Origin of the sequence: Noviherbaspirillum saxi, from assembly GCF_003591035.1 — a bacterium.
GTDB classification, from domain to species: domain Bacteria; phylum Pseudomonadota; class Gammaproteobacteria; order Burkholderiales; family Burkholderiaceae_D; genus Noviherbaspirillum; species Noviherbaspirillum saxi.
The window spans coordinates 3,131,711-3,154,785 of sequence record NZ_QYUO01000001.1; the positions used below are offsets into that span (position 1 = coordinate 3,131,711).

Annotated in this window: 29 protein-coding genes and 1 tRNA gene; 11 read left to right on the forward strand and 19 right to left on the reverse strand. The window is 57.0% G+C overall.

What is annotated here, in order from left to right; translation table 11 throughout:
• The first annotated feature begins 17 nt into the window (after positions 1-17).
• From hemA to D3871_RS30240, 8 genes are all read left to right on the forward strand, one after another.
• A complete protein-coding gene (hemA, locus tag D3871_RS14780) occupies positions 18-1,307 on the forward strand; it encodes a glutamyl-tRNA reductase (protein ID WP_119769577.1) in 1,290 nt (429 codons plus the stop codon).
• Between the two features lie 93 nt (positions 1,308-1,400).
• The gene (prfA, locus tag D3871_RS14785) at positions 1,401-2,483 is read left to right on the forward strand and encodes a peptide chain release factor 1 (RefSeq protein WP_119769578.1); all 1,083 of its coding nucleotides are present in this window, start codon (positions 1,401-1,403) and stop codon (positions 2,481-2,483) included.
• Positions 2,484-2,583: 100 nt separating this feature from the next.
• Complete coding sequence (locus D3871_RS14790; protein ID WP_119769579.1) at positions 2,584-3,060, forward strand: disulfide bond formation protein B; 477 nt, start codon at positions 2,584-2,586, stop codon at positions 3,058-3,060.
• A gap of 26 nt (positions 3,061-3,086) precedes the next feature.
• Positions 3,087-3,947, forward strand: a complete 861-nt coding sequence (gene prmC, locus D3871_RS14795) for a peptide chain release factor N(5)-glutamine methyltransferase (RefSeq protein WP_119769580.1) — start codon at positions 3,087-3,089, stop codon at positions 3,945-3,947.
• Positions 3,948-4,072: 125 nt separating this feature from the next.
• Entirely contained in the window at positions 4,073-6,418 is a 2,346-nt protein-coding gene (locus D3871_RS14800; protein ID WP_119769581.1) for a Tex family protein, read from the forward strand.
• A gap of 333 nt (positions 6,419-6,751) precedes the next feature.
• A complete protein-coding gene (grxD, locus tag D3871_RS14805; protein ID WP_119769582.1) occupies positions 6,752-7,063 on the forward strand; it encodes a Grx4 family monothiol glutaredoxin in 312 nt (103 codons plus the stop codon).
• Positions 7,064-7,097: 34 nt separating this feature from the next.
• Positions 7,098-7,679 carry a UbiX family flavin prenyltransferase gene (locus tag D3871_RS14810; protein WP_119769583.1) on the forward strand — a complete coding sequence of 194 codons (582 nt, stop codon included), beginning with the start codon at positions 7,098-7,100 and terminating at the stop codon, positions 7,677-7,679.
• 2 nt (positions 7,680-7,681) lie between these two features.
• Positions 7,682-7,846, forward strand: coding sequence for a hypothetical protein (locus D3871_RS30240; RefSeq protein ID WP_158597942.1), 165 nt, complete (start codon positions 7,682-7,684; stop codon positions 7,844-7,846).
• Here D3871_RS30240 and D3871_RS14815 read toward each other — a convergent pair.
• From D3871_RS14815 to petA, 6 genes are all read right to left on the reverse strand, one after another.
• Positions 7,812-7,887, reverse strand: a tRNA-Thr gene (locus D3871_RS14815). The two genes, D3871_RS30240 and D3871_RS14815, sit on opposite strands and share 35 nt — an antisense overlap.
• Before the next feature lie 26 nt (positions 7,888-7,913).
• Positions 7,914-8,402: a ClpXP protease specificity-enhancing factor gene (locus tag D3871_RS14820; protein ID WP_119769584.1), complete on the reverse strand. Its 489-nt coding sequence runs from the start codon at positions 8,400-8,402 to the stop codon at positions 7,914-7,916.
• A 76-nt stretch (positions 8,403-8,478) separates the two neighbouring features.
• A complete protein-coding gene (locus D3871_RS14825; protein ID WP_119769585.1) occupies positions 8,479-9,090 on the reverse strand; it encodes a glutathione S-transferase N-terminal domain-containing protein in 612 nt (203 codons plus the stop codon).
• An 89-nt stretch (positions 9,091-9,179) separates the two neighbouring features.
• Positions 9,180-9,944, reverse strand: a complete 765-nt coding sequence (locus D3871_RS14830; RefSeq protein ID WP_119769586.1) for a cytochrome c1 — start codon at positions 9,942-9,944, stop codon at positions 9,180-9,182.
• 24 nt (positions 9,945-9,968) lie between these two features.
• Positions 9,969-11,372: a cytochrome b gene (locus D3871_RS14835; RefSeq protein WP_119769587.1), complete on the reverse strand. Its 1,404-nt coding sequence runs from the start codon at positions 11,370-11,372 to the stop codon at positions 9,969-9,971.
• Positions 11,373-11,374: 2 nt separating this feature from the next.
• Positions 11,375-11,983 carry a ubiquinol-cytochrome c reductase iron-sulfur subunit gene (petA, locus tag D3871_RS14840; RefSeq protein ID WP_119769588.1) on the reverse strand — a complete coding sequence of 203 codons (609 nt, stop codon included), beginning with the start codon at positions 11,981-11,983 and terminating at the stop codon, positions 11,375-11,377.
• Between the two features lie 247 nt (positions 11,984-12,230).
• On the opposite strand from petA, the gene mscL reads away from it, so the two are divergent.
• On the forward strand, positions 12,231-12,650 hold the full coding sequence (mscL, locus tag D3871_RS14845) for a large conductance mechanosensitive channel protein MscL (protein ID WP_119769589.1): 420 nt from the start codon (positions 12,231-12,233) through the stop codon (positions 12,648-12,650).
• Between the two features lie 17 nt (positions 12,651-12,667).
• Here the strand turns inward: mscL and D3871_RS14850 are convergent, their stop codons facing one another.
• Together D3871_RS14850 and D3871_RS14855 are read right to left on the reverse strand one after the other, a co-directional pair.
• Positions 12,668-13,366, reverse strand: coding sequence for a response regulator (locus tag D3871_RS14850; protein ID WP_233575618.1), 699 nt, complete (start codon positions 13,364-13,366; stop codon positions 12,668-12,670).
• A gap of 74 nt (positions 13,367-13,440) precedes the next feature.
• Complete coding sequence (locus D3871_RS14855) at positions 13,441-14,208, reverse strand: Nif3-like dinuclear metal center hexameric protein (protein WP_119769591.1); 768 nt, start codon at positions 14,206-14,208, stop codon at positions 13,441-13,443.
• A 12-nt stretch (positions 14,209-14,220) separates the two neighbouring features.
• On the opposite strand from D3871_RS14855, the gene D3871_RS14860 reads away from it, so the two are divergent.
• Together D3871_RS14860 and D3871_RS14865 are read left to right on the forward strand one after the other, a co-directional pair.
• Entirely contained in the window at positions 14,221-15,387 is a 1,167-nt protein-coding gene (locus D3871_RS14860; RefSeq protein WP_119769592.1) for a S1C family serine protease, read from the forward strand.
• 27 nt (positions 15,388-15,414) lie between these two features.
• Complete coding sequence (locus tag D3871_RS14865) at positions 15,415-16,086, forward strand: DUF2461 domain-containing protein (RefSeq protein ID WP_119769593.1); 672 nt, start codon at positions 15,415-15,417, stop codon at positions 16,084-16,086.
• A gap of 45 nt (positions 16,087-16,131) precedes the next feature.
• Here D3871_RS14865 and tatC read toward each other — a convergent pair whose 3' ends face one another.
• The 11 genes from tatC to hisC form a co-directional block, all read right to left on the reverse strand.
• Entirely contained in the window at positions 16,132-16,890 is a 759-nt protein-coding gene (gene tatC, locus D3871_RS14870; RefSeq protein WP_119769594.1) for a twin-arginine translocase subunit TatC, read from the reverse strand.
• Positions 16,891-17,014: 124 nt separating this feature from the next.
• Entirely contained in the window at positions 17,015-17,497 is a 483-nt protein-coding gene (gene tatB, locus D3871_RS14875) for a Sec-independent protein translocase protein TatB (protein WP_119769595.1), read from the reverse strand.
• Between the two features lie 72 nt (positions 17,498-17,569).
• Positions 17,570-17,776: a Sec-independent protein translocase subunit TatA gene (gene tatA, locus D3871_RS14880; protein ID WP_119769596.1), complete on the reverse strand. Its 207-nt coding sequence runs from the start codon at positions 17,774-17,776 to the stop codon at positions 17,570-17,572.
• A 59-nt stretch (positions 17,777-17,835) separates the two neighbouring features.
• Positions 17,836-18,204 carry a histidine triad nucleotide-binding protein gene (locus D3871_RS14885; protein ID WP_119769597.1) on the reverse strand — a complete coding sequence of 123 codons (369 nt, stop codon included), beginning with the start codon at positions 18,202-18,204 and terminating at the stop codon, positions 17,836-17,838.
• Positions 18,205-18,243: 39 nt separating this feature from the next.
• A complete protein-coding gene (locus tag D3871_RS14890; RefSeq protein WP_119770092.1) occupies positions 18,244-18,579 on the reverse strand; it encodes a phosphoribosyl-ATP diphosphatase in 336 nt (111 codons plus the stop codon).
• Positions 18,580-18,672: 93 nt separating this feature from the next.
• Complete coding sequence (gene hisI / locus D3871_RS14895; protein ID WP_119769598.1) at positions 18,673-19,077, reverse strand: phosphoribosyl-AMP cyclohydrolase; 405 nt, start codon at positions 19,075-19,077, stop codon at positions 18,673-18,675.
• Positions 19,074-19,838, reverse strand: coding sequence for an imidazole glycerol phosphate synthase subunit HisF (gene hisF / locus D3871_RS14900; protein ID WP_119769599.1), 765 nt, complete (start codon positions 19,836-19,838; stop codon positions 19,074-19,076). The genes hisI and hisF overlap by 4 nt, the downstream gene beginning before the upstream one ends.
• A gap of 2 nt (positions 19,839-19,840) precedes the next feature.
• Complete coding sequence (gene hisA / locus D3871_RS14905) at positions 19,841-20,629, reverse strand: 1-(5-phosphoribosyl)-5-[(5-phosphoribosylamino)methylideneamino]imidazole-4-carboxamide isomerase (RefSeq protein WP_119769600.1); 789 nt, start codon at positions 20,627-20,629, stop codon at positions 19,841-19,843.
• Positions 20,630-20,697: 68 nt separating this feature from the next.
• Positions 20,698-21,336 carry an imidazole glycerol phosphate synthase subunit HisH gene (hisH, locus tag D3871_RS14910; protein WP_119769601.1) on the reverse strand — a complete coding sequence of 213 codons (639 nt, stop codon included), beginning with the start codon at positions 21,334-21,336 and terminating at the stop codon, positions 20,698-20,700.
• A gap of 30 nt (positions 21,337-21,366) precedes the next feature.
• Positions 21,367-21,963, reverse strand: a complete 597-nt coding sequence (hisB, locus tag D3871_RS14915; RefSeq protein WP_119769602.1) for an imidazoleglycerol-phosphate dehydratase HisB — start codon at positions 21,961-21,963, stop codon at positions 21,367-21,369.
• A 19-nt stretch (positions 21,964-21,982) separates the two neighbouring features.
• On the reverse strand, positions 21,983-23,071 hold the full coding sequence (gene hisC / locus D3871_RS14920) for a histidinol-phosphate transaminase (RefSeq protein WP_119769604.1): 1,089 nt from the start codon (positions 23,069-23,071) through the stop codon (positions 21,983-21,985).
• Positions 23,072-23,075: the final 4 nt, after the last annotated feature.

Sequence of the window (23,075 nt, forward strand, 5' to 3'; positions counted from 1 at the left end):
TCGAAGTCAACACTGCAATGCAGCTTCTCGCCGTTGGTCTTAACCACACTACTGCGCCGGTATCCCTGCGCGAAAAGGTAGCTTTTCCGGCTGACCAGATTGGTCAGGCGGTAGCGGCTGCACGGTCGTGGTTCGGGCGCGGTACTGCCATTGGCGCCACTGACGAAGCGGCCATTCTTTCCACCTGTAATCGCACCGAGCTGTACGCCGCCAGCGATATCCCCGGCGGCGTCGATGCCGCCATTGATGCGACCGCGCGTTTCCTTGCCGAATACCACAAGCTGCCTTACGCAGAACTGCGGCCGTTTCTGTACACGCTGCCGCAAGACAACGCGGTACGGCACGCATTTCGCGTCGCATCGGGCCTTGATTCCATGGTCCTCGGCGAAGCGCAGATCCTCGGCCAGATGAAGGATGCGGTCCGCCTGGCCGATGCAGCGGGTGGATTGGGCACTTATCTGCACCAGATGTTCCAGCGCACCTTTGCCGTGGCAAAGGAAGTGCGCACGACCACCGAAATCGGCGCGCACAGCGTGTCGATGGCGGCAGCAGCAGTACGCTTGTCGCAACGCATTTTCGACAAGGTGTCGGAGCAGAATGTGCTGTTCATCGGCGCCGGAGAAATGATTGAATTGTGCGCGACGCATTTCGCAGCGCAGAATCCAAAATCGCTGACGATTGCAAACCGGACGCTGGAACGTGGCGAAGTGCTCGCCCATCGATTCAACGGCCGTGCAATCCGCCTCGGCGATCTGGCAGACCAGCTTGCGCAGTTTGACATCGTGGTATCCAGTACCGCATCGTCGCTGCCTATCATCGGCCTCGGCATGGTCGAGCGCGCGATCAAGGCGCGCCGGCACAAGCCGATGTTCATGGTGGATCTAGCCGTGCCGCGCGATATCGAATCAGAAATCGGACGCCTCGACGACGTCTTTCTCTACACCGTCGATGATCTCGGCTCGGCCGTACAGACCGGCATGGAAAATCGCCAGGCCGCTGTTGCCCAGGCGGAGGCCATCATTGAAAACCGGGTCCAAGCCTTCATGCACTGGATCGACAGCCGCGCGGTCGTACCACTGATCCGTGAATTGCACGACACCAGTGAAGCCTTGCGCCTGGCCGAACTCGAACGCGCAAAAAAACTGCTCGCCAAAGGCGAAGACATCGATGCGGTGCTTGAAGCCTTGTCCAAGGGATTGACCGCAAAATTCCTGCATGGTCCGCAACAGGCTTTGCACAACGCTCAAGGCGATGAACGCGCACGGCTGGCCGCGCTGCTGCCGCAACTGTTCCGCACCAAGCGCTAGCGACGCTCCGACTTTGCCGGAATCGCGCAGATTCCAGCCTCCGTAGCGCCGCGGCATGCGGCCGCGTCATTGTCCGATTGCTCACTGAATTCTATGAAACCTTCAATGCTTACCAAACTCGACCAGCTCACCGAGCGGCTGGAAGAGGTCAATAACCTGCTGATGCAGGAAGGCGTTACTGCCGACATGGAACAGTACCGCAAGCTGACGCGCGAGCATGCGGAGCTGGGACCGCTGGTCATGCTGTACAACGACTATGTTCAAGCCGGCGCCGATATCCAGACCGCGCAGGAAATGATGGCCGACCCGGACATGCGCGACCTCGCACAGGAAGAGATTACTTCCGGCAAGGCACGCATCGAGCAGTTCGAAATCGATTTGCAAAAGATGTTGCTGCCGAAGGATGCGAATGACGAGCGCAACATTTACCTCGAAATCCGGGCGGGCACCGGCGGCGATGAAGCGGCCCTGTTCGCCGGCGACTTGCTGCGCATGTACACACGCTACGCTGAACGCAATCGCTGGCAGGTGGAAATGGTGTCAGAGTCGCCTTCGGAAATCGGCGGTTACAAGGAAGTCATCGTGCGCGTGGTTGGCTACGGCGCGTATTCGCGGCTGAAGTTCGAGTCCGGCGGCCATCGCGTGCAGCGGGTGCCGGCCACCGAAACCCAGGGCCGCATTCATACCTCCGCCTGCACGATCGCGGTCATGCCGGAAGCCGACGAAGTGAGCGACGTCGATATCAATCCGGCCGATATCCGGATCGATACTTTCCGTGCCTCCGGCGCCGGCGGCCAGCACATCAACAAGACCGACTCGGCAATCCGCATCACGCATTTCCCGACCGGGATCGTGGTGGAATGCCAGGACGATCGCAGCCAGCACAAGAACAAGGCATCGGCATTGAAGGTATTGGCCGCGCGCATCAAGGATGTGCAGCTGCGAGAGCAGCAAGCCAAGGAAGCGGCGACGCGCAAATCGCTGATCGGTTCCGGGGACCGCAGCGAGCGCATTCGCACGTACAACTATCCCCAGGGCCGGATGACCGACCATCGCATCAACCTGACGCTGTACAAGCTGGATTTCATCATGGATGGCGATCTGGAAGATTTGACGGGGGCATTGATGGCCGAGCATCAGGCGGAGTTGCTGGCGGCTTTGGGCGACGACGCATAATAATAGCCATCCCCAAATAACCGATTGGAAACAGTTGCACTTTGGAACCATATGGCGAGGTGTTAGTCACATGGCATTAACCACTCATACAAAAGCAACAATGAAAACTTCAAAGTCCCTTTTGCTGGCTGTCGGCATTCTCTGTTTTGCGCTGGTCGGTTTTGCACTGTATCTGCAGCATGTAAAAGAAATGCTGCCCTGCCCCTTATGCGTACTGCAGCGCTATGCATTCGTCGCTGTCGGCTTGCTATGCCTTGTTTTTGCCGCACTGCCCGCGGCGGCTGCGCGCGTGGGAGCGGGGCTTGCTGCGCTGGCCGCGCTGGTCGGCGGCGGTATCGCGGGATGGCATCTGTGGGTGAAAGCGCATCCTAACGTTTCCTGCGGCATCGATCCGCTTGAGACTTCGCTCAACAAGATTTTTACCGCCGAGCTGATGCCTTTTCTGTTCAAGGCCGACGGCCTGTGCGCCACCGAATACGCGCCGATCATCGGCCTCTCGATACCGCAATGGTCGCTGATCTGGTTTGGCATCTTTGCGCTGTTGCTCGCCCGTGCGGCCTTGCGTCGAAGCCGCTAGGTTTGCCTTTTCACGCAAACACGATCATGCAACATACACCGGACGTCCAACCACAGACGTATGCCATACCGGCCGGTTGTACGATCAGCACAATCCTGCGCAATCCGCCTGTCAACGCGGTCGATGCGCGCATTCTGATTGCCCATGGCCTAGGCTTCTCACGCGTGCAGCTCATCACGCAATCCGAGCTCTCTCTTGATAGCGAACAGGCCGCGCGGTTGACGGCTTTGTTCAGACGTCGCATCGACGGCGAACCGATCGCCTATATTGTCGGCGAGCGTGAATTTTTTGGCCTTGCCCTGTACACCACGCCGGAAGTGCTGATTCCTCGTCCCGAAACGGAATTGCTTGTTGAGCTGGCACTCGAACGGCTGCCACAGCATGGGCGTGTTCTGGATATGGGTACGGGATCGGGCGCCATCGCGATCGCCATCGCGCATGCGCGGCCGGACGCGCAGGTCATCGCGATCGATGCCAGTTCGTCCGCCCTGGACATCGCACGTCGCAACAGCTTGCGACACAACGCGCGGGTGTTATTGAAGCAAAGCGACTGGTACGCCGCGTTAGCCGAGTGCAAATTCGATCTGATCGTATCCAATCCGCCATATATCGTCGCGAATGACCCGCACCTGTCGCAGGGCGATCTGCGTTTTGAACCGGTCGATGCGCTGACCGATCATGCGGATGGCTTGTCGGCGCTCAGAAGCATTGTCGCTGGCGCCCCGCCCTATTTGGCGGACGGCGGCTGGCTGCTGATGGAACATGGCTACGACCAGGCCGACGCAGTACGCAATCTGCTGGCCGCGAGCTTTCAACAGGTCCAAAGCTGGAAAGATCTGGCAGGTATCGAGCGGGTCAGCGGCGGCATGCTCTCCATTGCAAAGTAAATGCCCGATTGCCATGCCATACCGGCAAGCGATTACGCCGCCGTCTTTTTTCGGCCTGTCAAGACTGGCGCATTCGCATAATTTGCGTATCATCATCCGCTTGATTTTCTTCCTGTTGAATTCTCATGCTGCCTTCGATTGAACAACGTCTCGCGGTTGAACTCGTCGCCAAACCGGCTCAAGTCGCCGCCGCCATTGCATTGCTGGATGAGGGTGCGACCGTCCCCTTCATTGCGCGCTATCGCAAGGAGGCGACCGGTGGGCTGGACGACATCCAGTTACGCCTGCTGGAAGAGCGTCTGCGCTATCTGCGCGAACTGGAAGACCGGCGCGCGGCAATCATTGCGTCGATCCAGGAACAGGGAAAGATGACGCCGGAATTGCTCGATGCCATCACGCATGCGGAAGACAAGACCCGGCTCGAAGACCTTTACCTGCCATACAAACCGAAGCGTCGCACCAAGGCACAGATCGCGGCGGAAGCCGGCCTGACCGAACTGGCAGATGCCTTGCTCGCCAACCCAACGCTGAACCCGGAAGAAGAAGCGGCCAAGTTCCTGAAACCAGCCTTCACGACCGACAATGGCGACAATCCCGGCGTGGCCGATACCAAGGCGGCACTTGATGGCGCGCGCCAGATTCTGATGGAACGCTTTGCCGAGGATGCGACGCTGTTGCAGGCCTTGCGCGAATATCTGACCGACCATGGCATCGTCGAGTCGAAAGTGGTCGAGGGCAAGGAAGATGCAGGCGCCAAGTTTGCAGATTACTTCGACTATTCGGAAACGATCAGTACGATTCCATCGCACCGCGCGCTGGCGCTGTTTCGCGGCCGGCGTGAAGAAATCCTGAATGTGTCGCTGCGGCTGGACACGGAAGAAGAGAAGCCGAAATGGGATGCGCCGCACAACCCGTGCGAAGGCCGCATTGCGGTGCGTTTCGGCATCAGCAATCAGGGCCGTCCCGCCGACAAGTGGCTGGCCGACACCGTGCGCTGGACCTGGCGCGTCAAGGTATTCATGCACCTTGAAACAGAGCTGATGACCGGCTTGCGCGAGCGCGCCGAAATCGAAGCGATCAATGTGTTTGCCCGCAATCTGAAGGACCTGCTGCTGGCGGCACCGGCCGGTCCGCGCGCAACCATGGGCCTGGACCCGGGGCTGCGTACCGGCGTGAAAGTCGCCGTGGTGGATGCGACCGGCAAGGTGGTCGATACGACCACCATTTATCCGCATCAGCCGCGCAATGATTGGGACGGCTCCTTGCATACCTTGGCGCTGCTTGCGCAAAAACACAATGTTGCGCTGATCTCGATCGGCAACGGCACCGCCTCGCGCGAGACCGACAAGCTGGCCCAGGATTTGATCAAGCAACATCCGGAACTCAAGCTGACGAAGATCGTTGTGTCGGAAGCAGGCGCGTCGGTTTATTCCGCATCCGAGTTTGCCTCGCGCGAACTGCCGGAACTGGATGTATCCCTGCGCGGCGCCGTATCGATTGCCCGGCGCCTGCAGGATCCGCTCGCTGAATTGGTGAAAATCGATCCGAAATCCATTGGTGTCGGACAGTATCAGCACGACGTCGGTCAAACCCAGCTTGCACGCTCACTGGATGCGGTTGTCGAGGATTGCGTGAATGCGGTTGGTGTCGATGTCAACACTGCTTCGGCGCCCTTGCTGGCACGGGTGTCGGGCTTGAATGCGAGCGTCGCTCAGAGCATCGTGACTTACCGCGACATGAAGGGCATGTTCACCTCCCGCGCCGCGCTGCGTTCAGTGCCGCGGCTGGGGGAAAAGACCTTTGAGCAAGCCGCGGGTTTTCTGCGCATCATGAACGGCGACAATCCGCTCGATGCATCGGCGGTGCATCCCGAATCCTACCCGGTCGTGGAAAAAATTCTTGCCGATATCAAAAAGGATGTGAAAGGCGTGATCGGCGACAGCAAGCTGCTCAAGTCGATCAGCGCGGCCAAGTATGCGGATGAAAAATTCGGCGTACCGACCATTACCGATATCCTGAAGGAACTGGAAAAACCGGGCCGCGACCCGCGTCCGGAATTCACTACCGCAACCTTCAAGGACGGCGTGGAAGATATCAAGGACCTCCGCCCGGACATGATTCTCGAAGGTGTGGTGACGAACGTTGCGGCATTTGGCGCATTCGTCGATATCGGCGTGCATCAGGATGGCCTGGTGCATATTTCGGCATTGTCCAATACCTTCGTGCGCGACCCGCATACCGTGGTCAAGGCGGGTCAGGTGGTGAAGGTCAAAGTCCTTGAAGTCGATGAAAAGCGTCGTCGCATCGCGCTGACCATGCGCTTGTCCGATGCACCTCAGCCGGCCGGTGCCCGCCCCGAGCAGCGCGGCGACCGCAATGATGCGAAACGCCTGTCGCAGCATCAGCAGCGTGCGCAACCTGTCTCAACAAACAATGCGATGGCGGCCGCTTTTGCGAAACTGAAGTCGTGAGGATCGGCGTCCGGCGTTTTTCGGTGTGCCGGGACGCTGAACGTTAGAGCAGATTTCGTATCAGTGCACGGGCGCTGCGGGCCGCTTTGCCGCGCATGGCCGCGTTGTTCGTCGTTTGTGTGGCTCGCCACACGGCACTCCTCGCGCCTTGCCCTGCCCCCCCAAATCAACCCGCGTCTCCCATACACCGACACGAAATCTGCTCTAGGTGCAGGAAACCTGCCCGGGTTTTCTCGGCGTCGGCTTTCCATGCCCGGCAGATCGCTTTGCCGTCACCCTGAGCCAGTGTTTTTCATATAATGGTGAACATCTTTCCACTTTCGAGGTTACACCATGAGCGACATACAATCCTGGATCAAAGAGACCGTGACACAAAACCCTGTCGTGCTGTTCATGAAGGGGACGGCGCAATTCCCGCAGTGCGGCTTTTCCGGACGCGCCATTCAAATCCTGAAAACCTGCGGCGTCGACAACATCGTCACGATCAACGTGCTCGAAGACGCAGATGTGCGTCAAGGCATCAAGGAATTCTCCAACTGGCCCACTATCCCACAGCTGTATGTCAAGGGCGAATTCATCGGTGGCTCCGACATCATGACAGAGATGTACGAATCCGGTGAACTGCAGACCCTGCTGAAGGCTTGAGGCGCTCGTGTCCGCAAAGACGGCACAATCCACAATGCCGGTGAGACGGATCATCATTGCGATCACCGGCGCTACCGGCGCCATCTATGGCGTACGCCTGCTTCAGGTACTACGCGAAATACCGGGCATCGAACTGCACTTGATGGTCTCCGACGCAGGTGTGTTGAATCTGCATCAGGAACTCGGCATGGGACGCAAGGAAGTCGAAGCGCTTGCCCATGTCGTGCATCATATTCGTGATGTGGGAGCGGCAATCGCAAGCGGGTCATTTCAATCCGACGGAATGATCATCGCACCTTGCTCGATGAAAACCCTGGCTGCCGTAGCGCACGGTCTGTCGGACAATCTGATCAGCCGTGCTGCTGACGTGGTACTCAAGGAGCGCCGGCGGCTGATTCTGATGGTACGCGAGACACCGTTCAATCTAGCTCACCTGCGCAACATGACCGCCGTGACGGAAATGGGCGGGATTATCTTTCCTCCCCTTCCCGGCTTTTACCATCGCCCGCAAAGCATTACTGAAATGGTCGATCATACAGTCGGTCGCGTGCTGGACCTGTTTGCCATTCCGCATACACTGACGCCGCGCTGGAACGGCATGAAGCAAGACGACTGACATTGATCTTCGCCATCCGACTGGCGCCCCTGATGGCTTGCCGCATGGCGATAACTCTTGTGTGCGTGCCGCAGCAAAAACACATGCCACAAAAGGAAAAACCCGTAATCATTTCTGATTACGGGTTTTTATTGGTGCCGGCTGCCGGATTCGAACTGGCCACCTGATGATTACAAGTCAACTGCTCTACCAAATGAGCTAAGCCGGCGAAAACTTGAAGACAACAATTATACGCTATTTGATCCGAGTCAGGGTAGGTCTTCCACCTTTTTTTGGTGGATCGTTGTCATCCTGGGGATTCGTACCTTCTGCTGGACGAGGTGCTGCTTCTTCGACCGAGGGAACCGCAGAAAGTGCCGGTGACTTTGCCGCCTCTTCTTCGCCCGCTCCCTCCTCGCCACGTGCTGGCAGATTGGTTACTTCGAATGCCATGCCTTGACCGTTTTCGCGTGCATAGATCGCAACGACATTATCGACAGGAATGGAAATCTCTCGCGATACACCGCCGAAGCGTGCATGGAAACTAACGAAATCATTGTCCATTTTCAGCCCGCTTGTAGCAGTAAAGCTGATGTTCAAGACAATCTCGCCATTCTTCACGAATTCGCGCGGCACGAGCGTGTTCGCATCGACCGCGGCAGCCAGATAAGGAGTATAGCCATTGTCGGTGCACCATTCGTAAATGGCACGCAACAAATAGGGCTTTGTAGAAATTTCAGACATGATTTCCTGAACTCAATGCATGCAAGCCTACAGAAGCGTGAGCAACCTGTTCGGCTGCAGGCATGTACAGAGATACTTAGCGACGCATTACTTTTTCGGACGGCGTCAATGCTTCAATATAGGCCGGACGAGAGAAAATGCGTTCTGCATATTTCATCAGAGGGGCAGCCGTCTTCGATAGTTCGATACCGTAGTGATCCAGACGCCAGAGCAAGGGCGCAACAGCGACGTCCAGCATCGAGAATTCATCACCCAGCATGTACTTGTTCTTCAGGAACAACGGCGCCAGTGTTGTAAGACGGTCTCGGATTTCCGCGCGCGCTTTTTCGTGGACCTTTTCGGAGCCCTTGGACTTGTCGTTTTCGAGCGTATGCACGTGAACAAACAATTCCTTTTCGAAATTGAACAGCATCAGCCTTGCACGGGCACGCATCAGCGGATCCGCCGGCATCAGTTGCGGATGCGGAAAGCGCTCGTCAATGTATTCGTTGATGATGTTGGATTCGTACAGAATCAGATCGCGTTCAACCAGAATCGGCACTTGTCCGTAAGGATTCATGACCGAGATATCTTCCGGCTTGTTGAACAGGTCGACATCGCGAATCTCGAAGTCCATGCCTTTTTCAAACAGTACGAGACGGCAGCGTTGGGAAAACGGGCAGGTAGTGCCTGAATAGAGAACCATCATGTTGTAGTTCCTTAGAAACAAAAGGGTGAGACGTCGTACGGCTCACCCTGGAATAAGAACCTGCAATCCTTTCGGATGCAGGCGAAAGATTACTTGACTTCTTTCCAGTACGACGCGTTGAGGCGCCATGCCAGCAGGAGGAAGACGCCGAGGAACAAGAGAACAATTACGCCCAGACGCTTACGGGTGTTCTGTGCCGGCTCGCCCATCCACTCCAGGTAGGAAACCAGGTCCGCCGTTGCATTATCGAAGTCGAGCGCCGTCATCGTGCCCGGCTTGACTTGTTCGAAGCCGCTGAACTTAGGCACGACCTTGCTTGCATCGTGCGGATCTTTCTCGTCGACGAACTTGACGTTACGCACACCCTGAAGTTCCCACATGGCGTGCGGCATGCCGACGTTGGGGAATACCAGGTTGTTCCAGCCGGTCGGACGGGTATCGTCCTTGTAGAAGGTGCGCAAATAGGTGTACAGCCAATCAGCACCGGAACCTTCACCAGAAGCCTTCGCCCTGGCAATCACCGACAGATCCGGCGGCACTGCACCGAACCAGGTCTTCGCGTCCTTGGGCGACAGCGAGACCGTCATCAGGTCGCCAACTTTTTCAGAAGTAAACAGCAGATTGTTCTGGATCTGCTCTTCTGTCAGGCCGATGTCCTTCAGACGGTTGTAACGCATAGCCGATGCCGAATGGCAATTCAGGCAGTAATTGACGAACAGCTTTGCGCCATTCTGCAGCGACGACAAGTCGCGTGTCCTGTCCGGCGCCTGGTCCAGAGGAAAGGTCGCCTCGCTGGCCAGCGTCAATGCGGGCGCCAGAGCCAAGACCGCAATCAGTTTTTTCAACAATTTCATGGTTCTTATTTCCCTTTTTGCGGCTTAGTGGGGCTGGAACGTAATACGATCAGGCACCGGGCTAAAGCGGCCCATTGTGCTCCACCATGGCATCAGCAAGAAGAAGCCGAAGTAGATGAACGTGCAGATCTGCGCAACCAGGGTGCCCACCGGTGTCGGAGCCTGCACACCGAGATAGCCGAGCGCAAGGAAAGCAATGCCGAATACCAGGTAGACATAGCCGTGCCATGTTGGACGGTAACGAATCGATTTCGCCGGTGAATGATCGAACCATGGCAGACCCGCGAGGATCACCACCGATGCGCCCATCAGCACGACGCCCCAGAACTTTGCGTCGAATACGAACATTGCAATCACGATGACCGCGCCGATGACTGCAATCGCAGTCTTGATGGCGCCGGAAAGACGCGTCTTCAGCAGCACCAGCGCGACATAGGCAATCACACCGGCGATCAATGCGTACATGAATTGCGAAGTCGTCGCACGCAGGATTGAATAGAAAGGTGTGAAATACCAGACCGGCGCAATGTGCGGCGGTGTCTTCAGCGGATCAGCCGGAATGAAGTTGTTGTACTCAAGGAAGTAACCGCCCATTTCCGGTGCGAAGAACACCACTGCCGTGAAGACGATCAGGAAGATGGCGGAAGCGAGGATGTCATGCACGGTGTAATACGGGTGGAAAGGAATGCCGTCCAGCGGCACGCCGTTCGCATCCTTGTTCTTCTTGATCTCGACGCCGTCCGGATTGTTGGAACCGACTTCGTGCAATGCCACGATATGGCCGACCACGAGGCCGATCAGCACCAGCGGAATTGCGATCACGTGGAACGAGAAGAAGCGGTTCAGCGTTGCATCGGACACCACGTAGTCACCGCGGATCCAGAGCGACAGATCAGGACCGATGAAAGGAATCGCGCCAAACAGGTTGACGATCACCTGCGCGCCCCAATAGGACATCTGGCCCCATGGAAGCAGGTAGCCGAAGAAAGCCTCGGCCATCAGGCACAGGAATATGCCGACGCCGAACAGCCACAGCAACTCGCGCGGCTTGCGATAAGAACCGTACAGCAGGGCTTTCGTCATGTGCAGATAGACCACGACGAAGAAGGCCGAAGCGCCCGTCGAGTGCATGTAACGCACCAGCCAGCCCCAAGGCACATCGCGCATGATGTACTCGACGGAAGCGAACGCAAGGTTGGCATCCGGCTTGTAGTGCATGACGAGGAAAATACCGGTGACGATCTGGATGACCAGGACCAGCAGGGCGAGCGAACCGAATGCGTACCAGAAGTTGAAGTTCTTCGGCGCATAGTATTCGGAGATATGGGCTTTCCAGGTCGACGACAGCGGGAAGCGTTCATCGATCCATGCCAACGCCTTGCCGGACGCCAGAACCGGCGTGCCGGTCGGTTTTTGTTGTGTCGCCATGATTATGCTTCGCCTTTCTCGTCTTTACCGATCACGAGTTTGGTATCGCCGACAAACATGTGCGGCGGCACTTGCAGGTTGTCCGGCGCGGGAACGTTCTTGTAGACGCGGCCCGCGAGGTCGAATGTAGAGCCATGGCAAGGGCAAAGGAAGCCGCCTTGCCAGTCGTCGGGCAGCGAAGGCTGCGGACCTGCTTGCAGCTTTGTCGTCGGCGAGCAGCCGAGATGCGAACAGATACCGACCGCAACCAGAATTTCCGGTTTGCGCGAACGGTATTCATTGCGGGCGTATTCGGGGGTTAATTCTTCGGGATTGCGTTCCGACTTGGGATCGGCAACCTGGCCATCGGTCTTCTTCAGCGATGCAACCATTTCCGGCGAACGCTTCAGGATCCACACCGGCTTGCCGCGCCATTCGACCGTCTTCAGTTCACCAAGTGCTAGGTCGGCAATATCCACTTCTACCGGAGCGCCGGCGGCCTTAGCCCGCTCGGAAGGCTGGAAGGTGGACACAAAGGCCCCCGCCGTGGCCAGCCCAGCCACACCGCCCGCCGCACATGTCGCGACAAGCAAGCCACGTCGACCAGAGTCGACCTGCTTTTCGTTACTCATACCAACCCCAATCTTTGTAAATGCAAAATCTGTACGAAACTTCTAGCAACCTTAGATTATAACGGACGCCGAATCCGATTTAAAGGGAATAGCTTTTGCATTGCGCCATTTCGAGGAACTTTTTTCTCGCGATCCTGCAGTATCAAAACTGCTGCTTCGGCATTCCGGAGTTTTCTGGAAGAATGTTGAAAACCCGTAGCGAGGCAAACTCGCATTATGTTTTTTATAACAACTTCAAAGGACCATCATGGGAATGATGCAGGAATTCAAAGCGTTTGCAATCAAGGGGAATGTGATCGATCTGGCTATCGGCGTCATCATCGGCAGCGCGTTCGGCAAGATCGTCGATTCATTGGTGCAGGATGTGATCATGCCGGTGGTGGGGCGTATCTTCGGCGGACTCGATTTCTCCAATTATTATTTGCCGCTCGACGGGCAAGGCATGACCATGACGCTGGCGGAAGCGAAAAAGGTCGGGCCGGTGCTGGCCTATGGCAGTTTCATCACGATCCTGCTCAACTTCATCCTCCTTGCCTTCATCATTTTCCAGATGGTCCGCCTTGTGAACAAGGCCAGGCGCAAGGAGTCGGAGGTCGCACCGGCACCTGCAGTGACACCCGAAGATATCGTTCTTCTGCGCGAAATCCGCGATTCGCTGAAAAGATAGGCTGCTTATTGCCGCGCTTATTTCCGCAAGCGCGGCTGACCCAACTGCAACAGGCCGCGACGGTGGGCTTCAAAGACGGCCTCGCCGCGCGAATGCACGGCGAGCTTGCCGTAGATGTTTTTGATATGCGTCTGCACGGTGCCGACCGACACCGATAAAAGCTTGGCAACTTCGCCGTAGCTGTCGCCCTGTGCAATCAGATCAAGAATCGCCGATTCGCGCTTGGTCAGGCTGGCCGAGGCCTCCTGCTCCGCGGCGATCGCCGGTTTCTTCACATCGCGTACCTTGGCCAGCACCATGCGCGCAATCGCCGGACTCATTGGCGCACCACCTGAACGCAGGTCGAGTACGGCCCGCGCGATATCTGTCTTGCCCGCCGTCTTGAGGACGTATCCCGATGCGCCAGCCTCGATGCAAGCAAGTACATTGGCTTCGTCGCTGGACATCGTGACCACCATGATATCGGCACCCGGATGCCGGTTTGCACATGCGTGAATGATTTCCAGCCCTGAGCCGTCGGGCAATCCGAGATCCGTCATCAGCACATCCGGCGCACTGGTCTCGAGCCAGGACAGTGCCGGTTTGACACTGTCGAAGGCTGCAAGCAATTTCAGCTGCGGCTCCGATTCGATTGCCAGGCACAATGCTTTTCGCGTTACCGCGTCGTCTTCGACGATCAATACGCCGATCGCGTCGCGCGATGTTTCTTCGACCATAATTCTTTCCTCACCTGCCGTAATCATACCCTTAACTTAACCAGGGGAAATGACCGACTATCGGTTTATCCGATTCAAACGGGATTATCGATATCAATGAAGCTGTGTTCAATGCCGAAGTGATCGGCGAGATGGGTGCCCAGCGCCTGAATTCCATACCGCTCGGTCGCGTGGTGACCGCATGCCAGATAGGCAACTCCGCTTTCGCGCGCCAGATGCACGGTGGGCTCGGAAACTTCGCCACTTAGATACACACTCGCCCCGGCAGTGATGGCATTGTCCAGCATGCCGTGTGCTGCCCCGGTGCACCATGCAATACGCCCCAGGCTTTGATTCGGATCCCCGATCAACAGAGGCGTGCGTCCGAGTCTTGCCTCCACTTCGCGCGCGAGGTCGCCGACGGTTTTCAGATGTGACTCCTGCGCATGGCCAAGCCAGCCGATATCATCGTCTCCAAACCGGCCATCTGCGGTCAGTCCAAGACGCATTGCCAGTTGTATGTTGTTGCCGAGCTCGCGGTGCATATCGAGCGGCAAGTGATACCCGAACAGATTGATATCTTGGGTTAACAGCAGCTTCAGGCGCTTGTGCTTGGGGCCAATGACCCGTGCATCCTCGCCGCGCCAGAAGTAGCCGTGATGCACGATGATCGCATCTGCATTGCGAGCGGCGGCGGCTTCAAGCAGGGCAAGGCTGGCGGTGACGCCCGATACCAGCCGGTGTATTTCCTGACATCCTTCAACCTGTAACCCGTTTGGGCAATAGTCGCGAAACCGGTTAATATCGAGCGTTTGCTCCAGATATTTTGCGAGCTCGTCCCTGTTTACTGATCCACGCTTCATTCTCACCTTCCTATGCGACGCCTCTGGTTATTGTTTGCGCAAACCGTCACTGTCGGTTTGGCTATCTGGTTCATTGTAGCGAGCCTGAAGCCCGAGTGGGCAGGCACGCTGCTCGGCGCAAGTCGCAACGCAAGAATTGCAGCGACCTCGGTGCCGATTCTGGAAGCGCCGTCCAATACGCCTGCCATACAAGGTTCTTACCGCGATGCGGCCAGGCTCGCGATGCCGGCCGTCGTCAATATCTTTACCACCAAAGGCACGGGGCAGCCAAAGACCCCGTTCACGGAAGACCCGCTGTTTCGCCGCTTCTTTGGCGACCAGCCGGACGATCGCCAGTTCAGTCTCGGCTCGGGTGTCGTGATCAGCCCGGAAGGCTATGTCCTCACCAATAATCATGTGATCGAAACGGCCGACGAGATTGAGGTCGCGCTCGCCGATGGACGCAAGGCCGTGGCCAAGATCGTCGGAACGGATCCTGAAACCGACCTGGCGGTCGTGAAAATCGATTTGCAAAACCTGCCGGCGATTACGCTGGGCAATGCCGATCTGGCCAAGGTCGGCGATGTGGTGCTGGCCATTGGGAACCCTTTCGGCGTCGGTCAGACCGTCACCATGGGCATCATTTCCGCACTTGGGCGAAACCACCTCGGCATCAACACGTTTGAAAACTTTATCCAGACCGATGCGGCGATCAATCCCGGCAACTCGGGAGGTGCGCTGATCGATGCGAACGGCAATCTGCTGGGTATCAATACTGCGATTTATTCGCGCAGCGGCGGCTCGCTCGGAATCGGTTTTGCGATTCCAGTGACCACCGTCAAGGATGTGATGGAATCGATCATTGCCACCGGACAAAAAGTGCGCGGCTGGATCGGCGTCGAACCGCAAGACATTACGCCGGAACTGGCCGAAAGTTTCAACCTCACGCGCAAGTCAGGTGCGATCATCGCGGGCGTCTTGAAAGGCGGTCCAGCCGACAAGGCAGGTATCCGCCCGGGTGACATTCTCGTGGCGATCGAAGGCAAGCCGATCACTGACACTACCGACATGCTCAATCTGATCGCACAGCTTACGCCGGGCAACAAGGCGAAAATGACGGTATTGCGCAAAACGCAGGAATCCACCATCGATGTGGTCGTCGGCAAACGTCCGAAGCCGCGGCGCGAAGAACAGGAATAAATAATCCATTCGGGAGTCTTGCAGCTCATGCATACACGCGATCTCATTCAATACCTGGGCGAACTGGCCGAGAACAACAACCGCGCCTGGTTTGTGATGAACAAACCGCGCTATGACATTTTGCGTGCCGAGTTTCTGGAACTGGTCACTGGGCTGATCCCGCAGATTGTCAAATTCGATCCGGCAGTGGCCGGCTGCAACCCCAAGAAGGCATTGTTCCGGATTAATCGCGACATGCGCTTCTCGAAAGACAAGAGCCCCTACAAGACAACGTTTTCCGCTGCAATCACTGCAAGCGGCCTGAAAAAACCGAGCCAGGGCGGAGGTCCCGCTTACTACTTTCATATCGATGCACAGGGCACGCTATTGGTAGCCGGCGGCGAATACATGCCGCCAGCCGAGCGCTTGCGCATGATCCGGCAACATGTCGTCGACGACGCTGCTGGCTTTACCAAGGTATTGCGCAATAAGCGCCTGAAGGAAAGCTATGACGATCTGCAGGATGAAGGCAAGCTGGTGCGCCCGCCAAAAGGCTTCGACGCCGATGCGCCGCACATCGAATACGTGAAGCACAAGAGCTTTATCGTCTGGAAAGAGACCAGCCTGAAGAAAAAGATTCCAGCCGATCTGGGCAAGGAATTGGCCGCTGGCTTCAAGGATGCCTATCCGTTGGTAGCCTGGTTGAGGGAAGCGAAATAAAGCTTACGCCGAGACAATCCAGTTCACGGCATTCACCCGGCGCACCTATACCGCTTCTTCCGGCGCTTGGGTCGCCCGCGCAAACATGGGTGCAATAATCAGCCCGACTTCATACAACAAGCAAAGCGGAATCGCCAGCAAGAGTTGACTCATGACGTCGGGCGGCGTCACGACGGCAGCAATCACGAAAGCACCGACAATCACGTAGGGTCTGATTTCTTTTAACTTTTCTACCGTCACCAAGCCCATCCGCACCAGCACGATCACGACAATAGGCACCTCGAAGGTCAGACCAAAGGCAATGAACATCGTCATCACGAAACCGAAATAGCTTTCGATATCCGGCGCTACCGAAATCGATGCAGGCGCAAATTCGTTGATGAACTTGAAGATTACGCCGAATACGAAGAAATAACAGAATGCGACACCGACGATGAACAGGACCGACGACGAAATCACGAGCGGTGCGATCAGCTTCTTTTCATGGGTGTACAAGCCGGGAGCAATGAAGGCCCAAGCCTGATACAGCACGACAGGAAGCGCAATCAGGAAAGCCACCAGCAAGGTGACCTTGACCGGAATCAGGAAAGGACTGATGACACCGGTCGCAATCATTTTGCTGCCCTCCGGCAGCGCCAGCATCATCGGCATGGCTAGCCAATCGTAGATGGTGCCAGCCCAAGGCATCAGGCAAAGGAAAACGATGATGATGGCAATCGATGCCTTCATCACGCGATTGCGCAGTTCTACCAAATGCGAAATGAAGGTATCGCCGGCAGCGTTGGAATTTTGGTCGTCGCTCATACGGAAGTGTTGCCGATACCGATTGTTGCAGTCGTTTTTAGCCGAAAGGCGGCTTGCGGTTGTCCGGCCATGGTGTCAACACATGAGCTTGCGCCGGAAAAAATGATGTGCATTGACGCCTGCTTCAGGAATGAAATGAACCGGCGCTCTTGCCAGCGGCTGGGCGAAATTTGGCCACCCTTGCCGCGCCGGAAATCACGCGGGTACGATGGCCGTTCTGCTTCTTGTACCAGGACGGGATTGCCGATGTGCGCGCCAGTTTCTTCCTGCGGAAGTCTTTGGCCTTTACATTGATCTGGTCAGGTGTTGGCGGATCTTGCAAAGGATTGGACAGGGCTTCCTGCACTTCGGTTTGCAATTCCGCGACATTCTGCGCAATGGTCTGCTCGACGCTGCTCGCCGCCTCCTGCATGTCCTTTTGCATCTTGCGCAGCTCTTCGAGTTCGATCTCGCGGCTGACTTCCGACTTCACGTCGTTGATGTAACGCTGCGCGCGGCCGAATAGCGTTCCGGCCATGCGCGCAACCTTGGGCAGGCGCTCGGGGCCGATAACGACCAGCGCCACGACACTGATCAGTGCAATTTTGGTGAGACCGAGATCAATCATGATTGGACGGGTACAGGAGGGACGCGTGCAGGGCTAAACGCGCTGCACGTTGTTTCCTTGCCTGGACCGCTATCAGCTTTTCTTTTCCTTGGCATCGACGTCGATCGTCGATTTGTCGGCAGCGGTTGCTGTCTTGTCTTCGTCACCCTTGACGCCGTCCTTGAAGCCCTTGACTGCCTTGCCGAGATCGGAGCCGACATTGCCAAGCTTCTTGGTGCCAAAGATCAACATGACAACCACCAGCACGATCAGCCAGTGCCAGATGCTAAATGAACCCATTACTTTCTCCTAAGTGGACGCATGCGTCCCTGAATCAACTATTGCCGGCAAGATTCCGGTTATCGCAGGCCGCGCCAGGGACGGGGTCCGCCGATCACATGCAGATGAAGATGGTACACCTCTTGCCCGCCATCCGGTCCGGTATTGAACAGCGTCTTGAATCCTCCGCTGCCCACTCCTTCCGCCTCTGCATAACCACAGCCCTGTTCCTGCGCCAGCTTCGGCGCCAGCAACATCATTTTACTCAACAAAGCGCCATGGCTTTCGTTGCAGTCCGCCAGTGTAGCAATATGTTGTTTCGGGACAATTAAAAAATGCACGGGCGCAGCAGGATTGGTGTCATTAAACGCAATGACATCGTCGTCCTCGTAGACAGCTTTCGTCGGAATCTGTTTCGCGGCAATCTTGCAGAAGATGCAGTCTGTCATGGAATGTCCTGAAGAAATACGGCGTTGATAAAGATAGGGCTATTGGCGACTGGCTTTTTCTTCGATGCCCGAAAGGCCTTCGCGCCGGGCCAGTTCATCGAGCACATCTTGCGGCGTCAGGTCGAACTGAGCAAGCATCACCATCGAGTGAAACCAGAGGTCGGCGCATTCATACAGCACCTTGGATTTGTCGCCGCTGACGCGCGCGTCTTTTGCCGCCATCACGGTTTCCGTGGCCTCTTCGCCTATCTTTTTGAGAATCGCATCGTCGCCTTTGGCGAACAGACGCGCGACATAGGATTTGTCGGGATCGCCGCCATTGGCAAGCTTGCGCGATTCGATCACGGCGGCAAGGCGTTTCAGGGTTTCACTCATCGGCTGGGGCGGCGCCTGCCTGATCGGCCAGCGCCTGCTTTCTAAGATCATGTCACGGCACGCTCGCTGGCGTCGCCGCGCAAATGGGTTGGGTTATTTGTAAATACTTTCAGGGTCTTTCAGCACCGGGTCGACGGCTTGCCAGTCACCGCTTTTCATATCGCCTTCAAACTGCTGGAAAAAGCAGGAATGACGGCCGGTATGGCAGGCAATACGGCCTAGCTGTTCAACCTTGAGCAAGACCACATCTTCATCACAGTCGAGACGGATTTCATGCACCTTCTGGATATGCCCCGATTCCTCGCCCTTGTGCCACAGCTTTTTGCGGGAGCGGCTCCAGTACACGGCTTCGCCAAGTTCGACTGTCTTGGCCAGCGCATCGCGGTTCATCCAGGCAAACATCAGTACATCATTGCTGCCGACTTCCTGCGCGATCACAGGCACGAGACCATGCTCGTCCCACTTTACCTTGTTCAGCCATTTTGCGCCGGCGCTCATGCGATCCTCATCGGAATGCCTTGACCGGACATGAATTGCTTGGCTTCCTGCACGGTATGCTGGCCATAGTGGAAAATGCTGGCAGCCAGTACCGCATCGGCCTTGCCCAGCTTGATGCCGTCGGCCAGATCTTGCAAGCCGCCGACGCCACCGGAGGCAATCACCGGGATCGAGACCGCATCGGAGACCGCGCGCGTCAGATCAAGGTCGAAACCGCTCTTGGTGCCGTCGCGATCCATGCTGGTCAGCAAGACTTCGCCGACGCCCAGGCCTTCCATCTTTTTCGCCCACTGGACCACGTCAAGGCCGGTCGCCTTGCGTCCGCCATGCGAAAACACCTCCCAGCGGCCTTCGGCATTGCGCTTGGCATCGATGGCGACCACGATGCATTGCGACCCGAATTTGTGGGCGGCGTCCGCCACCATCTGCGGATTCGCGATCGCGGTGCTGTTGATGCTGATCTTGTCCGCGCCGGCGTTGAGCAAACGCCGCACATCGTCGACGGTGCGCACGCCGCCGCCGACTGTCAGCGGAATGAAGACCTGCGAAGCGACGGCTTCGATGATATGCAGGATCAGGTCGCGGCCATCGGAGGTGGCAGTGATGTCGAGGAAGGTCAGTTCATCTGCACCCTGCTCGTCATAACGGCGCGCGATTTCGACCGGATCTCCGGCATCGCGCAGCTCAAGGAAATTGACGCCCTTGACGACGCGGCCAGCGGTCACGTCAAGACAGGGGATGATGCGTTTTGCGAGGGACATGCTTACTCTTCTTCCGCTTCTTCTTCCAGGCCGCTCAGTTCATCAGCGCGCTCCTGCGCGGAACGCAGATCGAGCGTACCTTCATAAATCGAACGGCCGCAGATCACGCCTTCGATGCCTTCGTCCTGTACCACGCACAGTGCTTCGACGTCCTTGACGTTATGCACACCGCCGGAAGCGATCACGGGAATGGTCATGCTTTGCGCCAGCTTCACGGTCGCTTCGATATTGACGCCGCCCATCATGCCGTCGCGGCCGATATCGGTGTAGACGATCGCTTCGCAGCCGTAGTCTTCAAACTTCTTTGCCAGGTCGATCACTTCGTGGCCCGACAGTTTGCTCCAACCATCGGTCGCAACCTTGCCATCCTTGGCGTCGAGGCCGACGATGATCTGGCCGGGAAAGGCGCTGCAGGCATCATGCAGAAAACCGGGATTCTTGACCGCCGCCGTGCCGATGATGATGTAGGACAGACCGTCATCCAGGTAACGCTCGATGGTATCGAGGTCGCGAATCCCGCCGCCGAGCTGGATAGGAATTTCATCGGTGTCGTTGTCGATCGCGAACTCGCGCACGACCTGGATGATGGATTTGACCGCGGCTTCATTCTTTGGCTTGCCGGCAAACGCACCGTTCAGGTCGACCAGATGCAGACGTCGCGCGCCTTGTTCCAGCCAATGCCGCGCCATCTGGGCGGGATCCTGGGAAAACACGGTGGCTTGTTCCATATCGCCCTGTTTCAGGCGCACGCAATGACCGTCCTTGAGGTCGATAGCAGGTATGAGCAGCATGGCTACATTCGAGGTGGAGTGAGGTTAATGAAATTTCCCGCAATGCAAACGACGACTTCTCACTGGAGTCAGGGATTCCAGTGCACGAAATTTTTATACAGTTGCAAACCGGCTGCGGCACTTTTTTCCGGGTGAAATTGCGTCGCGAAAATATTGTCCTTGGCTACCGCACATGCAAACGGTGCACCATATACGGTTTCACCGGCAGTATGCGCAGGATTTTCCGGCAATGCGTAATAACTGTGCACAAAATAGAAGTAACTGTTATCGGCAATGCCATTCCACAGCGGATGGGACAGCGCTTGCCTTACCCGGTTCCAGCCCATCTGCGGCACCTTGAAGCGCGAACCATCTTCCTGCAATTGCCCGTCCAGCCTGAACCGTACCACCTTGCCGGGAATCAGGCCAATGCCTGGCGTATTGCCTTCTTCGCTGATATCGAACAGCAACTGTTCACCGACGCACACGCCGAGCAGCGGCTTGCTGCGCGAGGATTCGATGACGGCTTCCTGCAAACCGGATTCGCGCAGGCAGCGCATGCAGTCGGGCATTGCGCCCTGTCCCGGCAGCACGAGGCGGTCGGCGGACTTGATATCGGCGAGTTCACCGGAAATGCGGACATCGGCTTCCGGAGCGACATGACGCAGCGCCTGCGCTACCGAGCGCAGATTGCCCATGCCGTAATCCACTACAACTATCTTGTTCATGGTTGAAATGTCAGTCAACGCGTTGCGTTGTTACAGGCTGCCCTTGGTCGAGGGAATCGTTCCCGCTGCACGCGGGTCCAGTTCGATGGCCATCCGCAGTGCGCGGCCAAATGCCTTGAACACGGTTTCGCATTGATGATGCGCATTCTGGCCGCGCAGGTTATCGATATGCAGCGTGATCAGTGCATGGTTGACAAAGCCCTGGAAAAACTCGTGCGTGAGGTCGACATCGAAGCCGCCGATCATCGCGCGCGTAAAGGGCACATTGAATTCGATACCCGGACGCCCGGAAAAGTCGATCACGACACGCGACAGCGCTTCGTCCAGCGGCACATAGGCATGACCGTAGCGACGGATGCCCTTCTTGTCGCCGACTGCCTTTGCAAAGGCCTGCCCGAGGGTGATGCCGACATCTTCGACGGTATGGTGCGCATCGATGTGCAAGTCGCCCTTGGCTTCGATATCGAGGTCGATCAATCCATGGCGCGCGATCTGGTCGAGCATATGGTCGAGAAAAGGAACGCCGGTATTCAGCTTTTGCTGGCCGGTGCCATCGATGTTGATCACGACGCGGATTTGCGTCTCGTTGGTATTGCGAGTGACCTCAGCAACGCGGGGCGTGGACATGTTAAATGGGTACTAAAGATTATGAAGCGAGGGATGCCATCACGGCATCCAGCAGTATCCGGTTTTCTTCCGGGGTGCTGACGGTGATCCGCAAGCAGTTTTCCAGCAATGGATGCATTTTACCGACATTTTTGACCAAAACCTTACGGTCTAACAGGGCAGTAAATACCTCATTGCTATTAATTTTTTCGGTTTTTACCCGAATCAGCAGGAAATTGGCTGCCGACGGGAAAACTTCGACGCCCGACAGCGCGGCCAACGCCGCCGCCAAGCGGGTTCTCTCTTCGCGCAGCGACGTTGCCTGAGCGTCTAGCACATCGACATGCTCAAGCAGGAATTCTGCCGCGGCCTGGGTCAGCACATTGATATTATAGGGCGGCCTGACCTTGTCGAATTCGGTGAGCAAGTCCTCGCTTGCCGACATGTAGCCCAGGCGAATACCGGCCAATCCAAGCTTGGATACCGTGCGCATGACGACCAGGTTGGCAAATTCCGGCAGGCGCGACATAAACGTTGCCTGCGCAAACGGCTGATAGGCTTCATCCACGACAACCAGGCCGGTGTCACCTACTGCGCGCAGGATTGCCACCATGTCATCTTCATCGAACAGGTTGCCGGTCGGATTATTCGGATACGCAAGGTAAGTGATCGCTGGCTTGTGCTGTGCAATTGCGGCAAGCATCGCGTCCCGGTCCAGCGACAGATCGGCCTTGAGCGGCACGCCGACGAATTCCAGTCCGGCGAATTTGGCCGACATCGCATACATCACAAAACCGGGCGTCGGCGCCAGCACCTTGGCGCCGGGTTTGGCGCAGGCAACCGAGAGCAACGTGATCAATTCATCGGAGCCATTGCCGAGCACGACATCGTAACCGGCCGGAACGCCCAGCTGCGCCCGGATCTTTTCCTTCAATGCGGAGTAGGATGGCACCGGATAGCGGTTCATCGCGACATCAGCCAGCCGGCGGCCGAGCTCAACGCGCAGCGGCTCGGGCAAGGTGTACGGATTTTCCATCGCATCGAGCTTGACGAAGCCGGTCGCGTCCGGCACATGATAGGCGGCAAGCGCGCGGACGTCAGGGCGGATGATGTTTTCGATCAGGGACATGGCG